Annotated in this window: 17 protein-coding genes; 1 reads left to right on the forward strand and 16 read right to left on the reverse strand. The window is 60.4% G+C overall.

Going from position 1 to position 13,915, the window contains the following annotated elements; translation table 11 throughout:
* Positions 1-87 precede the first annotated feature (87 nt).
* From PS14A_RS17970 to PS14A_RS18030, 13 genes are all read right to left on the reverse strand, one after another.
* Positions 88-879 carry a TatD family hydrolase gene (locus tag PS14A_RS17970; protein WP_130911812.1) on the reverse strand — a complete coding sequence of 264 codons (792 nt, stop codon included), beginning with the start codon at positions 877-879 and terminating at the stop codon, positions 88-90.
* A gap of 15 nt (positions 880-894) precedes the next feature.
* Positions 895-1,251: a PilZ domain-containing protein gene (locus PS14A_RS17975; protein WP_212616888.1), complete on the reverse strand. Its 357-nt coding sequence runs from the start codon at positions 1,249-1,251 to the stop codon at positions 895-897.
* Between the two features lie 42 nt (positions 1,252-1,293).
* The gene (locus PS14A_RS17980; protein WP_137213887.1) at positions 1,294-2,277 is read right to left on the reverse strand and encodes a DNA polymerase III subunit delta'; all 984 of its coding nucleotides are present in this window, start codon (positions 2,275-2,277) and stop codon (positions 1,294-1,296) included.
* Positions 2,270-2,902: a dTMP kinase gene (tmk, locus tag PS14A_RS17985; protein WP_212616889.1), complete on the reverse strand. Its 633-nt coding sequence runs from the start codon at positions 2,900-2,902 to the stop codon at positions 2,270-2,272. Before tmk ends, PS14A_RS17980 begins: the two co-directional genes overlap by 8 nt.
* 19 nt (positions 2,903-2,921) lie before the next feature.
* Positions 2,922-4,091, reverse strand: coding sequence for an endolytic transglycosylase MltG (gene mltG / locus PS14A_RS17990; protein ID WP_130911815.1), 1,170 nt, complete (start codon positions 4,089-4,091; stop codon positions 2,922-2,924).
* Between the two features lie 3 nt (positions 4,092-4,094).
* Positions 4,095-4,910, reverse strand: coding sequence for an aminodeoxychorismate lyase (gene pabC / locus PS14A_RS17995; protein ID WP_212616890.1), 816 nt, complete (start codon positions 4,908-4,910; stop codon positions 4,095-4,097).
* A complete protein-coding gene (gene fabF / locus PS14A_RS18000) occupies positions 4,910-6,154 on the reverse strand; it encodes a beta-ketoacyl-ACP synthase II (RefSeq protein ID WP_038860467.1) in 1,245 nt (414 codons plus the stop codon). Before fabF ends, pabC begins: the two co-directional genes overlap by 1 nt.
* A gap of 108 nt (positions 6,155-6,262) precedes the next feature.
* Positions 6,263-6,499, reverse strand: a complete 237-nt coding sequence (gene acpP, locus PS14A_RS18005) for an acyl carrier protein (protein WP_003175607.1) — start codon at positions 6,497-6,499, stop codon at positions 6,263-6,265.
* 196 nt (positions 6,500-6,695) lie between these two features.
* Positions 6,696-7,439, reverse strand: coding sequence for a 3-oxoacyl-ACP reductase FabG (fabG, locus tag PS14A_RS18010; RefSeq protein WP_034155354.1), 744 nt, complete (start codon positions 7,437-7,439; stop codon positions 6,696-6,698).
* A 16-nt stretch (positions 7,440-7,455) separates the two neighbouring features.
* Positions 7,456-8,394, reverse strand: a complete 939-nt coding sequence (fabD, locus tag PS14A_RS18015) for an ACP S-malonyltransferase (RefSeq protein WP_024013921.1) — start codon at positions 8,392-8,394, stop codon at positions 7,456-7,458.
* Positions 8,395-8,517: 123 nt separating this feature from the next.
* Complete coding sequence (gene plsX / locus PS14A_RS18020; RefSeq protein WP_081932528.1) at positions 8,518-9,528, reverse strand: phosphate acyltransferase PlsX; 1,011 nt, start codon at positions 9,526-9,528, stop codon at positions 8,518-8,520.
* A 4-nt stretch (positions 9,529-9,532) separates the two neighbouring features.
* A complete protein-coding gene (rpmF, locus tag PS14A_RS18025) occupies positions 9,533-9,715 on the reverse strand; it encodes a 50S ribosomal protein L32 (protein ID WP_003179396.1) in 183 nt (60 codons plus the stop codon).
* Between the two features lie 13 nt (positions 9,716-9,728).
* Positions 9,729-10,256, reverse strand: coding sequence for a YceD family protein (locus tag PS14A_RS18030; protein ID WP_003204262.1), 528 nt, complete (start codon positions 10,254-10,256; stop codon positions 9,729-9,731).
* Between the two features lie 105 nt (positions 10,257-10,361).
* On the opposite strand from PS14A_RS18030, the gene PS14A_RS18035 reads away from it, so the two are divergent.
* Positions 10,362-10,940: a nucleoside triphosphate pyrophosphatase gene (locus PS14A_RS18035; protein WP_212616891.1), complete on the forward strand. Its 579-nt coding sequence runs from the start codon at positions 10,362-10,364 to the stop codon at positions 10,938-10,940.
* A 120-nt stretch (positions 10,941-11,060) separates the two neighbouring features.
* Here the strand turns inward: PS14A_RS18035 and sppA are convergent, their stop codons facing one another.
* Genes sppA through rluC form a run of 3 tightly spaced genes read right to left on the reverse strand, consistent with a single transcriptional unit; the run spans position 11,061 to position 13,683 of the window.
* Entirely contained in the window at positions 11,061-12,050 is a 990-nt protein-coding gene (gene sppA, locus PS14A_RS18040; RefSeq protein ID WP_076563808.1) for a signal peptide peptidase SppA, read from the reverse strand.
* 24 nt (positions 12,051-12,074) lie between these two features.
* Positions 12,075-12,737 (reverse strand): HAD-IA family hydrolase, encoded by a 663-nt coding sequence (locus PS14A_RS18045; protein ID WP_016770993.1) that lies wholly within the window; start codon positions 12,735-12,737, stop codon positions 12,075-12,077.
* Positions 12,724-13,683: a 23S rRNA pseudouridine(955/2504/2580) synthase RluC gene (gene rluC / locus PS14A_RS18050; RefSeq protein ID WP_212616892.1), complete on the reverse strand. Its 960-nt coding sequence runs from the start codon at positions 13,681-13,683 to the stop codon at positions 12,724-12,726. The genes PS14A_RS18045 and rluC overlap by 14 nt, the downstream gene beginning before the upstream one ends.
* Between the last annotated feature and the right edge of the window lie 232 nt (positions 13,684-13,915).

The following is a 13,915-nucleotide window of genomic DNA, read 5'->3' on the forward strand; positions in this document are numbered from 1 at the left end:
CGCGTGCCTTTGTTTTACTCCTAATGGTCTTAACCCGGATTCACCCCCCAGAACCCGGGTTTTTTTTGCCTGCGATTTGGCCTGCCGTCACAGCGCAGATTTAACACTCGCCAGCGGGAACAGACGCTTGAAGTTCTCTGTGGTCTGCTCGGCAAAGCGCTCGTAGTTCTCACCACGCAGCATCGCCAGAAACTCCGCGACTTCGCGCACGTACTGGGGCAGGTTCGGCTTGCCGCGATACGGGATCGGCGCCAGGTACGGCGAGTCGGTTTCCACCAGCAGGCGATCGGCCGGCACTTTGCTCGCCACGTCACGCAAGGCATCGGCGTTGCGGAACGTGACGATTCCCGACAGGGAAATGTAATAGCCCATGTCCAGTGCCGCCTTGGCCATGTCCCAGTCTTCGGTGAAGCAATGCAACACGCCCGCCTGGGGCAGCGCCGCTTCGCGCAGCAGTTCGAGGGTGTCGGCACGGGCGCCACGGGTGTGGATGATCACCGGTTTGCCGGTCTGCTGCGCCGCTTGCAGGTGCAGGCGAAACGACTCTTGCTGCAACTCGGCGGCTTCCGGCTCGTAGTGATAGTCGAGGCCGGTTTCGCCGATCGCCACCACTTTCGGGTGATCGAGTTCGTGCAGCAGCCAGTCCAGCGCTGGTGCCGCGCCCGGCTGCACATCCAGCGGATGCACACCGACCGAGCAATCGACATCGGCATAACGCTCGGCGAGAGCTTTGACGTCGGCGGCGTTGTCGGCGCTGACGCCGATGCACAGAAAGTGTCCGACCCCACGCTCGCGGGCCGCAGCGAGTGCGGCATCCAGTGAGCCGCCATGGGCGGCGAGGTCGAGACGATCAAGGTGACAATGGGAATCTACGAGCATAAAAAGGACTGCAACTTACATCGTATGAGTGGGACGGTCGGATTTCAGCGCTCCGGCCAGATGAGTTTCGATGCGACTGCGCGCAGTGTCGTCGCCGTCATTGAACTGCACGCCGACACCGGCGGCGCGATTGCCTTGTGCACCTTTCGGGGTGATCCAGGCGACTTTGCCGGCGACCGGAATTTTCTCCGCTTCGTCCATCAGGTGCAAAAGCATGAACACCTCGTGGCCCAACCGGTAGCTTTTGTTGGTCGGGATAAACAGGCCACCATTCTTGATGAACGGCATGTAGGCGGCGTAAAGGACCGACTTGTCCTTGATGGTCAGGGACAAGATGCCGTTACGCGGCCCCGGGCTGACAGGTTCAATCATGTTCACCTCCACTGCTGATCTTCAGAGTCTAGGTACACATTCTTATCTTTGACCAGGCAATCCCACCCATTGCACCAACAATGCTTCCAGTAGCAAGGCCGGATTGAGGTTGGCCTTGCTCAACACTTTCTGCCGTTGGGCGAGAATCCAGTCCTGAATATCCAGCACTTTGCCCTGCGCGCTTTTCTGCGCCAGGTACTGCACGACCTTGCGCATATCTGCCAGGCCGAGGCCGGTTTCGTCCTGAGTCAGTTGATAGCGCAGGATCAGGCTCGACCAGTCGCAGAACCAGTCGAACAGACGCAACATCGGAATGCTTTTCCACTCTTCCGCCAGTTGCGTCGGCGATTGCTGGCCCTTGAGCAACTTCTTCACGCCTTCGACAACTTGCGCGCGCTGTTCACGCACACCTTGCGATTGCAGGCTGACGGCCATCAGCGGCGACCCGGCGGCCAGCGTCAGCAGTTCGACGCGTTCTTCTTCCGAGCAATCCGGCAGCGCCTGGGCCAGCCATTGCAGGCTCATCGCCTCGCCCGGCAGCGGGCAGGCCTGCTGCACGCAACGGCTTTTGATGGTTGGCAACAAACGGCTCGGCTGGTGGCTGACCAATAGCAGCACGGTATCGCCGGACGGCTCTTCAAGGCTTTTGAGCAAGGCGTTGGCAGCGTTGATGTTCATCGACTCGACCGGCTCGATCAACACCACTTTGCGCCCGCCGAGCTGCGCAGTCTGCACGACGAAACTGACCAGATCACGAACCTGATCGACCTTGATCGCCTTGTCCGCCTCTTCCGGTTCGAGAATGTAATTGTCCGGATGGCTGCCGGCCCTGAGCAGGAGGCAGGATTTGCACTCGCCACACGCCTCGGGCGTCGGGCGCTGACACAGCAGACTGGCCATCAAACGCTCGGCGAGCGCACGCTTGCCGATCCCGGCCGGACCGTGCAGCAGATACGCGTGGGCATGCTGACTGCGTCCGGCCAGTTGCTGCCAGAGGCTGTCCTGCCATGGATAGGCCTCAGCCACGGGCCAGCTCCAGCAAATTCGGCAGCAAGGTGTCCAGCGATTGCTGGACCTTGGCCAATGGCTGACCGGCATCGATGCGCACGTAACGCGACGGGTCGGCTTCGGCGCGCGTCAGGAACGCATTGCGCACGTTCTCGAAAAACGCCCGGCCTTCGAGTTCGAAACGGTCCAGTCGGCCACGGGCACTGGCGCGGGCCAGACCGATCTCTACGGGCAGATCGAAAATAAGTGTCAAATCGGGCCGCAAGTCGCCCTGCACGAAAGTTTCCAGGGTGGCGATGCGCTCAAGCGACAAACCGCGACCGCCGCCCTGGTAGGCGTATGTCGAGTCGGTGAAACGATCACATAGCACCACAGCGCCACGGGCCAGCGCCGGGCGAATCACCTCTGCCAGATGCTGGGCGCGGGCGGCGAACACCAGCAGCAGCTCGGCATCCGGATGCATCACTTCGTCGGCCGGGGTCAGCAATACGTCACGAATCCGCTCGGCCAGCGGCGTACCGCCAGGCTCACGGGTGAGCAGCACTTCGATACCGGCGGCGCGCAGGCGCTCGGCGAGGTATTCGCGGTTGGTGCTCTTGCCCGCGCCTTCCGGGCCTTCCAGGGTAATAAACAAGCCAGTCACAGGCAGTCCTTCATCAAAGTCATTGCGCGTTCTGTGGTGCAGCGGCGTCCGGTTCCGGTGTTGGCGCAGGTTCCTGCGGCGGAACTTGCGGCAGCGCCTCGGGCGCGGTGTTCGGCGAGGCCGCCGGAATCGCCTCATCGGTGGCCGGGGCAGTTACTGGTGCCGGGCTGGAACGGTAATCCGCACGGCGCTTGAGCTGGTATTCGCGCACCGCGTTGTTGTGCGCATCCAGATCATCGGAGAACACATGGCTGCCATCGCCACGGGCGACGAAATACAGGCTGCTGCCTTCCACCGGGTTGAGCGCAGCATGAATCGCTTCGCGCCCGACCATCGCAATCGGCGTCGGTGGCAAACCGGGAATCACATAGGTGTTATAGGGTGTCGGTTCTTTCAGATGCGCGCGGGTCAGCTTGCCGGTGTAACGATCGCCGAGGCCATAGATCACTGTCGGATCGGTCTGCAACTGCATGCCCAGCGCCATGCGCCGTACGAACACTCCGGCAATCTGCCCGCGCTCCTGCGGAACGCCAGTCTCTTTCTCGACCAGCGAGGCCATGATCAGCGCTTGATAAGGTTCGCTGTAAGGCACATCGGCAGATCGCTGCGCCCACTCTTTGGCAAGCACTTCGTCGAGGCGGTCAAAGGCCTTCTTCAGCAGCTCGGCATCGGACATACCGCGCACGAACCGATAGGTGTCCGGGAAGAACCGGCCTTCAGGGAACAAGCCCTTGTGGCCAATCTTGGCCATGACGTCGCCGTCGCTCAGACCGTTGAGGGTCTGCTCGAGCTTGTCGTCCTTGGCCAGGGCGGCGCGCACTTGATGGAAAGTCCAGCCTTCGACCAGGGTCAGGCTGTACTGAACCACGTCGCCGCGCTTCCACGAATCGATCAGACCGTTGACGGTCATGCCCGGCTGCATGCGGTACTCGCCGCTGTGAATCGGTGTACCGGCAAGATTGAAGCGCCAGTAGACGCGCAGCCAGAACGCGTCCTTGATGACGCCATCGGTTTCGAGTTCAAGGAAGGTACGGGTCGGTGTAGAGCCTTTCGGCACATCCAGCAGTTGTTCCTGCGGGATGTTCAGGGGCTGTTCCAGCGCCGAATGAATCTTCCAGGCGCTGGCGCCCAACAGCAGCCCTGCCAGAACCAGTCCGGTTTCCAGCAGCAGCAAAAATTTACGTCTCACGAATCAAGCATCCAGTAGCGCGCGGGCAATGGTTTGCAGTTTACGGGTGAGCGGGCCAACCGGCCAGCTCAGTGCAGCACAGGCGCGTACCGGCCAGACGCCATAAACGCTGTTGCAGACAAACACTTCATCAGCCCATTGCAGCTGTTCGAGGCTGATATCGGCGATTTGCGTGGGGATGGCCAGTGACTCGGCCTGAAACAATATTTCCGCGCGCATCACCCCAGCGACGCCGCAGCGCTTCAAGTCGGGCGTGATCAAGCCACCGTCGCGCACCAGGAAAATATTGCTGAACACGCCCTCAACGACGCGCCCGGCCTGATCGAGCATCAAGCCTTCGGCATGCTCGCTGTCCTGCCATTCGGCGCGGGCGAGAACCTGTTCCAGTCGATTCAGATGTTTGAGCCCGGCCAACAACGGCTGCGTAGATAAACGGGTGTTGCAGGGAAACAGGCGGATGCCGTGCTCGGCATGAGTAGCGGGATAAGCCGCCGGCGGATTGCCTTGCAGAATGCGTCGGCCCTGCGCCGCAGGATCGAGCGCATAACCACGCAAGCCGTCGCCACGCGTGAGGATGAGCTTGAGCACACCCTCGCCCATCGCAGCGGCATAGCTGAGCAGCTCATGGCGAACCAGCTCGAGATCGGTCGCAATGGCCAGACGCGCGCAGCCATCGGCCAGACGCAGCAGGTGCCGATCCAGCAGGACCGGCTGGCCAGCGTGCACGGCGATGGTCTCGAACAGACCATCGCCGTAAGCCAGGCCGCGATCTTTCAGCGACAGCGCGTCAGCCGGTTGACCGTCGACCCAGCTGTCCATCAGCCGGCGAACCGGCGGAACGCCAGCGTGCCGTTGGTGCCGCCAAAACCGAAGGAGTTGGACAGCACGACATCGATGTCCATGTTACGCGCGGTGTGCGCGACGAAATCGAGATCGCAGCCTTCGTCCGGCTCATCGAGGTTGATGGTCGGCGGCGCCACCTGGCTGTTGATCGCCAGCACGCTGAAGATCGCCTCGACCGCGCCCGCCGCACCCAACAGGTGGCCGGTCATCGACTTGGTCGAGCTGACCGCCAGCTTGTAGGCGTGATCGCCGAACACCGACTTGATCGCATTGGCTTCGGCAAGGTCGCCGGCCGGCGTCGAGGTGCCGTGGGCATTGATGTACTGCACTTGGTCGACGTTGATTTTCGCATCGCGCAGGGCATTGGTGATGCAGCGCGCGGCACCGGCGCCATCGGCGGGTGGCGAGGTCATGTGGAACGCGTCGCCACTGGTGCCGAAACCGATCAGCTCGGCGTAGATCGTCGCGCCACGGGCCTTGGCGTGTTCGAGCTCTTCGAGAACCAGAGCGCCGGCACCGTCGGACAGGACGAAGCCGTCACGACCCTTGTCCCATGGACGACTGGCACGGGTCGGCTCGTCGTTGCGGGTCGACAGCGCACGGGACGCGCCGAAGCCGCCCATGCCCAGACCGCAGGCGGCCATTTCCGCACCGCCGGCAATCATCACGTCGGCTTCGTCGTACATGATGTTGCGCGCCGCCATGCCGATGCAGTGCGTACCGGTGGTGCACGCGGTGGCGATGGCGTAGTTGGGTCCCTGTGCGCCCAGATGGATCGACAGGAAACCGGAAATCATATTGATGATCGAGCCAGGCACAAAGAACGGCGAGATCCGCCGTGGGCCGGTCTCGTGCAGGGTGCGGCTGGTCTCTTCGATGTTGGTCAGACCGCCGATACCCGAACCCATGGCCACGCCAATGCGTTCACGGTTGGCATCAGTGACTTCCAGACCGGCGTTGCGCACGGCTTGAAAGCCTGCGGCGAGGCCGTACTGAATGAACAGGTCGAGCTTGCGCGCTTCCTTGACCGACAGGTATTCCTCGACATTGAAGCCTTTGACCGAACCGCCAAAGCGGGTCGAATAGGCAGAAAGGTCGGTGTGTTCGATCAGACCAATGCCACTGCGGCCAGCCAGAATGCCCTGCCAACTGCTCGGCACATCCGTGCCCAGTGGCGACAACATACCCATACCGGTGACTACGACGCGTCTACGCGACACAGCACTCTCCTTTTTCAAATGACGACTTTGCATCAGGCCTAAAGAAAAAACCGCACGCCATGATGGCAGTGCGGTTTTTCCATGACAGCAAGCAACGATTACAAACTGTTACGCCTGGTGGCTGGTAACGTAGTCGATTGCAGCTTGTACAGTAGTGATCTTTTCAGCTTCTTCGTCAGGGATTTCGGTCTCGAATTCCTCTTCCAGAGCCATCACCAGCTCAACGGTGTCAAGGGAGTCGGCACCCAGGTCTTCTACGAAGGAAGCGGTGTTGACCACTTCTTCTTCCTTAACACCCAGTTGCTCGGCAACGATTTTCTTGACGCGCTCTTCGATGGTGCTCATACCTTGTTTTCACTCCTAATGGACAAATTCAGGCAGCTGGCCAGTGGGTAAGTGTATAGAAAGCCTTTTCAGTTTTTCAACTGAAAGCTTCACTCCTCAAACCCTGCGACCCTCTGCCTATAAATAGATTGCAGCTTTATAACGGATTTTAGACAGCTCGTATGACATTTTTTTGAAACGATCCGTCACATTTTACTTACATGTACATCCCACCGTTCACCGGGATTGTAGCCCCGGTAACGTATGCCGCACCGTCGGATGCAAGAAAAGCGACCACGGACGCGATCTCTTGAGCTTGCCCCAGACGACCCAGCGGAATCTGCGTCTGCAAGGCTTCACGCTGTGCTTCAGGCAGCTCGCGGGTCATATCGGTGTCGATGAACCCAGGGGTTACCGAGTTGACCGTAATCGAACGCGAACCGACTTCACGCGCCATCGCCCGGCTGAAACCTTCCAGACCGGCCTTGGCGGCTGCATAGTTTACTTGGCCAGCGTTGCCCATGGCACCCACCACCGAACCAATACTGATAATTCGACCCCAGCGCGCCTTGGTCATGCCACGCAAAACGCCCTTGGACAGGCGATACAGACTGTTCAGGTTGGTATCGATCACGTCGTACCACTCGTCGTCTTTCATGCGCATCATCAGGTTATCGCGGGTGATGCCGGCATTATTGACCAGAATCGCCACCGGCGCACCGAACTGCTCCTGAATGCCTGCCAGCACGGCGCTGACCGATTCGTCGCTGGTGACATTGAGTTCGAAACCGGCGCCCTGGATACCGTTTTCCTTCAGGGTCGCGGCAATCCGCTCGGCGCCCGACGCGGAGGTCGCGGTGCCAATCACGATGGCGCCCTGACGACCCAGTTCCAGCGCGATGGCCTGGCCGATGCCGCGGCTTGCACCGGTAACCAGTGCAACTTTACCTTGCAGACTCATGCAAGTTTCTCCTGATTCAGGCCTGCGCTGCGCGAGCGGCAGCGAAGGCATCTGGGGTATTGAGGTTGGAAGTCGAAACGCCTTCGGCGCAACGCTTGTTCAGGCCGGCAAGGACCTTGCCCGGGCCACATTCGACCAGATTGGTGGCGCCCTTAGCGGCGAGGGTCTGCACCGATTCAACCCAGCGCACCGGCTTGTAGAGTTGTTCGAGCAGATCACGCTTGAGGGTTTCCAGATCGGCCGGCACTTGCGCGCTGACGTTCTGCACCACCGGGATCTGCGGCGCCTGCCAGTCGATGGCGGCGATGGATTCGGCGAAGCGCTCGGCAGCCGGACGCATCAGTTCGCAGTGCGACGGCACGCTCACCGGCAACGGCATGGCGCGTTTGGCACCACGGGCCTTGCAACCTTCGATGGCGCGCTCGACAGCCGCCTTGGCGCCGGCGATCACCACCTGGCCCGGCGAGTTGAAATTCACTGCGCTGACGACTTCGCCTTGCGCCGCTTCGGCGCAGGCAGCCAGCACGTCGGCATCTTCCAGGCCGAGGATCGCGGCCATGCCGCCCTGCCCGGCCGGCACCGCTTCCTGCATCAACTGACCACGGCGCTCGACGAGCTTGACCGCGTCAGCCAGGCTCAGGCTGCCGGCAGCAACCAGCGCGCTGTATTCACCCAGGCTGTGGCCGGCGACAAACGCCGGACGCGCGCCGCCTTCTGCCAGCCACAGACGCCACAGGGCGATCGAAGCGGTCAGAATGGCCGGTTGGGTTTTGTCGGTTTGATTGAGCAGCTCTTCCGGGCCCTGCTGGGTCAGTGCCCACAGGTCGTAGCCCAGCGCAGCAGAGGCTTCTTGAAAGGTTTCGAGGATCAGCGGATGTTGCGCGCCCAGCTCGGCCAGCATGCCGAGGGACTGCGAACCCTGTCCTGGAAAGACGAATGCGAGGGAAGCAGACATGTAACAAGCCCCTAATGATCTTGTCGTCGGAAAATAACGCCCCGTTGGGTACGCCAGAAACTGACAGTTTGGATGGCCCTTTGAACCGGGCGGTCACATTTAAGCATTGTCCGACGAAAACGCCTAAGACAACAGCTCCTCCAGACGACCGTGGAGACGCTCGGGCAGGTTCTCCTGAATCTCGATCAACGCCCGCTGAATGGCACTCTGAAAGCCCTGCACCCCGGCCGATCCGTGGCTTTTCACAACGATGCCCTGCAAGCCGAGAAAGCTTGCGCCATTATGTCGCGCCGGGGCCAGATCAGCTTGCAGACGCTTCATCAACGGCAGCGCGAGAGCGCCGACAGCGCGCGAAGCGAAGTTTTTCTTGAACAACGCCTCGATGCGCGCCGCAATCATCGTCGCAAGACCTTCGCTGGATTTGAGCAGGATGTTGCCGACGAAGCCGTCACACACCACCACGTCGGCCTCACCGCGATACAAGCCGTCGCCTTCGATAAACCCGATGTAGTTGATCCCACGCGCAGCCTGCAACAGCGTGGCGGCCAGTTTGACCTGCTGATTGCCCTTGATGTCTTCGGTGCCGATGTTCAGCAGTGCCACACGCGGACGGGCGATACCCAGGGTCTGCGCGGCCACCGAACCCATCACCGCGAACTGCAACAGGTGCTCGGCACTGCAATCGACGTTGGCGCCCAGATCGAGCAACTGGCAATAACCGGTCTGCGTCGGAATCGCCGCGACCATGGCCGGACGATCAATGCCGGGCAATGTCTTCAGGACGAATCGCGACAAGGCCATCAACGCGCCGGTATTGCCGGCACTGACACAGGCCTGCACCTTGCCATCGCGCAGCAGTTCGAGGGCCACACGCATCGACGAATCCGGCTTGCCACGCAGAGCCTGGGCAGGTTTTTCGTCCATGGTGATGACTTCGCTGGCCGCAACAATCGTCAGGCGCGCGCGATCGGCAGCCGACTGGCCGTGGATCAGTTCTTCAAGAAGGGAGGGTTGACCGACGAGGGTCAGGTGCAGCGAGGGGGTAGCAGACAGGCAAGCGAGACTGGCCTGAACAATGCTGCGGGGACCGAAGTCCCCGCCCATTGCGTCAATCGCGATGACTTGAGCAGACAAGTGATTACTCGTCAGCGCCCTTGTCGATCACTTTACGGCCACGGTATACGCCTTCTGGCGATACGTGGTGACGCAGGTGAACTTCACCAGTGGTTTTTTCTACAGACAGGGTGCTAGCCTCGAGAGCGTCGTGCGAACGGCGCATGTCACGGGCAGAGCGGGATTTTTTGTTCTGCTGAACAGCCATAATTGATTAACTCCTAAACGTTTGGGTCACGCTTTAACTGCGCCAATACACTGAACGGGTTGGACCGCGTTACCTCGTCCTCGCTCGGTTCGGGCTCATCTGCTCCCGCCGGCTGCTGGCATTCTTCCGGATGATGAGCAGGCACAATGGGCAAGGCGAGCAGAAGCTCCTCCTCGATCAGTGACTGCAGATCCAATGGATCTTCGCCCAGTTCCAGCACGTCATAACCTTTCGGCAACGACTGGGTATTCGCACCCTCCTTCACCACCGCGTAACTGCATTCGCTGTGGATCGGCAGGGTGACCAGCTCAAGACAACGCTGGCAAACCATTTTGACTTCGGTGTCGATAAAGCTGTGGATGACCACAGACTTACGTTCATCTCGTTCAAAAACGAATTTGGCCTGCACCGTACCGACATCGTCGGAAAGCGGGTCGCAGAGTCTCTTCAAATCGGCCAGCAGCAGTTCACCTTGAAGGGTGGTGCCACGGTCAGCCAATTTGCGCGGGTCAACGTGAGGTGGAATCGGGTCATTCAACATAGGCGCAGCATTATAGGGATGCACCCACCCATGTCAAAGGAAATTGTGCCCTGTCCGTCACTTGCGCGCCTCCGCTAGAATCCGCACCTGCCTCAGGAGACGTCCATGCTGCCTTTATTACTCGCTTCAAGCTCGACTTATCGCCGCGAATTGCTCGCCCGCCTGCACCTGCCGTTCGTCTGCAGCTCGCCGGACATCGACGAAAGCCACCGCCCGGGCGAATCCGCGATCGATCTGGTCAAACGCCTCGCCGAGGAAAAAGCCCGCGCCCTGGCGGATAGCCACCCTGCTCATCTGATCATTGGCTCGGATCAGGTCGCCGTCCTGGGCGAACAGATCATCGGCAAGCCGCACACCTTCGAAAAGGCTCGCGAGCAATTGATGGCGGCCAGCGGCGCGAGCGTGACCTTCCTGACCGGCCTGGCACTGCTCAACAGCCAGACCGGGCAATGCCAGGTCGACTGCGTGCCGTTTACCGTGCACATGCGTCAGCTGGATCAGGCGCGCATCGAACGCTACCTGCGCATCGAGCAGCCGTACGACTGCGCCGGCAGCTTCAAGGCCGAAGGACTGGGCGTGAGCCTGTTTCAATCGACCGAAGGTCCGGACGCCACCAGCTTGGTCGGCCTGCCGCTCATTCGCCTGATCGATATGTTGTTGGTCGAGGGTGTGCAAACCCCTTAAAAGCAAAAGATCGCAGCCTTCGGCAGCTCCTACAGAATCGGCGTCACCGCAAAAAAAAGCGGGTGAACATTAATCCTGTAGGAGCTGCCGCAGGCTGCGATCTTTTGATCTACCGGCAATTTACCGCAACGAAGGCCCGTGGAAACCCATCCACATCGCCAACTGCTCCGCCACGCTGGCACCAAGCTTCTTCGAGAAACGATCGAACGGCGATTCCTGCACGGTGAAGTCCACCAGCTCCTTCTCGCCAATCACATCACGCGCCACCGAACTGGCACTGCCCAAGCCATCGATCAGGCCCAGCGGCAGCGCCTGCTCACCCGACCAGACCAGCCCGGAAAACAGCTCCGGATGCTCTTTGTCCTTCAGGCGATCACCACGACCCTGCTTGACGCTGTTGATGAACTGCTTGTGCGTGGTGTCGAGCACGCTTTGCCAGAATGCGGTTTCTTCAGGCTTTTGCGGCTGGAACGGATCCAGGAATGCCTTGTGCTCGCCCGAGGTGTAGGTGCGGCGCTCAACGCCGAGTTTTTCCATGGTGCCGACGAAACCGTAACCCGCCGCCGTCACGCCGATCGAGCCAACCAGACTGGCCTTGTCGGCGTAGATCTGATCCGCCGCGCTGGCGATGTAATAGGCGCCCGAAGCACCAAGATCGGAAATCACCGCGTAGAGCTTGATCTCCGGATGCAGCGCACGCAGCCGCTTGATCTCGTCATAGACATAACCGGACTGCACCGGACTGCCGCCCGGGCTGTTGATGCGCAGGACTACGCCCTTGACCTTTTTGTCTTCGAACGCCGCACGCAGGCTGCCAACGATATTGTCGGCGCTGGCCGGTTCCTTGTCGGCGATCACACCGTCGATCTCGATCAACGCCGTGTAGTTCGGGCCGCGGGTGGCGCTTTTTTCCATGTCCATCAGCGGCGTGAACAGCAGCAGCGCAACAAAAAGATAAACAAACGTCAGCAGCTTGAAGAAAATCCCCCAGCGCCGCGAACGGCGTTGTTCCTGCACGCCGGCCAGCAAAGTCTTTTCCAACAGCTTCCAGCTTTTCGCGTCACCGTCGTCGGCACTTGCCTTGGCCGGTGCTTTCCATTCGTCGGTCATGCCATCTACCCCAGCAAAAACGTATTAAGCCCGCTGACCCAGCCAGGCGTGCAATTCAGAAAAACGGTCGATCGACAGGCGCGGCTCGAACTGTTGCAGGGACTCGATCGATTGCGCGCCATAACTGACCGCCACCGAATCCATCCCCGCGTTGCGCGCCATCAGCAGATCGAACGACGAATCACCGACCATCAACGCCTGCTCCGGGCGTACGCCACAGTGGCTGACGATCTGCTCAAGCATCAGAGGGTGCGGCTTGCTGGCAGTTTCATCGGCGGCGCGGGTGATATCGAAATAATCTTCCCAGCCATTGGCCTTGAGCACCCGATCCAGTCCGCGACGATTCTTGCCCGTCGCTACCGCCAGGTGATAACCCTGCTCACGAAACGATGCCATCGACTCGACCACGCCCTCGAACAGCGGCGAAGGCACGGCTTCGGCAGCGATGTAGTGATCGGCGTAGTACTCGCGAAACGCGAGCATTTCTGCGTCGCTGATTTCCGGATACAGCGTACGAATCGCTTCCGGCAAGCCGAGACCGATAATGCCTTTGACGGCGAAGTCATCGCGCAGCTCGAAACCGGAACGCCCGGACGCCGAGTGCATGGCCTCGACGATCCGATGGATGGAATCGGCGAGAGTGCCGTCCCAGTCGAAAATCAGCAGTTTGTAATCAGATGGGCGCACTCAATCGCTCCACGGTCTTGGCCCACATTTCATCGACGGGCGCTTGCAGATTCAGCTTGCCGCCGTCGGGTAGCGGCACGGTCAGCATGTAGGCGTGCAGGAACAAGCGCTTGCCACCCAGATCGCGGATTTCCTTGGTGAAATCCTCGTCGCCATATTTGCTGTCACCGGCAATGCAATGGCCAGCATGCAAGGTGTGCACGCGAATCTGGTGGGTACGACCGGTAACCGGTTTCGCCTCGACCATGGTGGCAAAATCGCCGAAGCGGCGCAGCACCTTGAACAGCGTCAGGGCTTCTTTGCCCTCGTCATTGACTTCGACCATGCGCTCGCCGGAGCGCAGATTGCTCTTGAGCAACGGTGCGCGAACCTGCTTGATCGAGGCTGCCCAGTTGCCACGGACCAGCGCCATGTAGCGCTTGTCGACGCCATCGCCGCGCAGTTGCTCGTGCAGGTGGCGCAACATGCTGCGTTTTTTGGCGATCATCAGCAGGCCGGAGGTGTCACGGTCGAGACGGTGAACCAGCTCCAGCTCCTTGGCGTCGGGACGCAACTGACGAAAGGCTTCGATCACGCCGAAATTCAGCCCGCTGCCGCCATGAACCGCAATGCCGGCGGGCTTGTTGATCACGATCAGGGCCTTGTCTTCGAAGACAATCGAAGCTTCCAGGCGTTGCAACAACCCCTGGGCCAGCGGCACCGGTTCGTCGCGCTCAGGTACACGAACCGGCGGCACGCGCACGATATCGCCGGCCTGCAGCTTGTATTCGGGCTTGATCCGACCTTTGTTAACACGCACTTCGCCTTTGCGCAAAATGCGGTAAATCAAGGTCTTGGGCACGCCTTTGAGCCGGGCGAGGAGAAAGTTGTCGATTCGTTGGCCGGCATACTCCGGCGAGACTTCAAGCAGTTGAACGCCTGGAGTCGAAGGGGCAGTAGTTGTCATGCCGCGGATGATAACAATTTTTATGGAATTGAAGCACTTAATCATTGCTGCTATAGTCGCGAACGCCGCCAAAAGCGGCCTGGACAGCGGAACCACGGTCAAAGACCGGCCCTGACCAACGCAATTCACCAGGGCGCGAGGCCGTCCTACGGGGCTTTCGCTACGTAACGGTGGAGTTTGCGGTTGTAACGAGCGCAGGTGACATGAGGCCTGAATTACACCGCCGTGCAGA

This window comes from Pseudomonas sp. 14A (assembly GCF_018132745.1).
In the GTDB taxonomy this organism is placed as follows: domain Bacteria; phylum Pseudomonadota; class Gammaproteobacteria; order Pseudomonadales; family Pseudomonadaceae; genus Aquipseudomonas; species Aquipseudomonas mercuritolerans.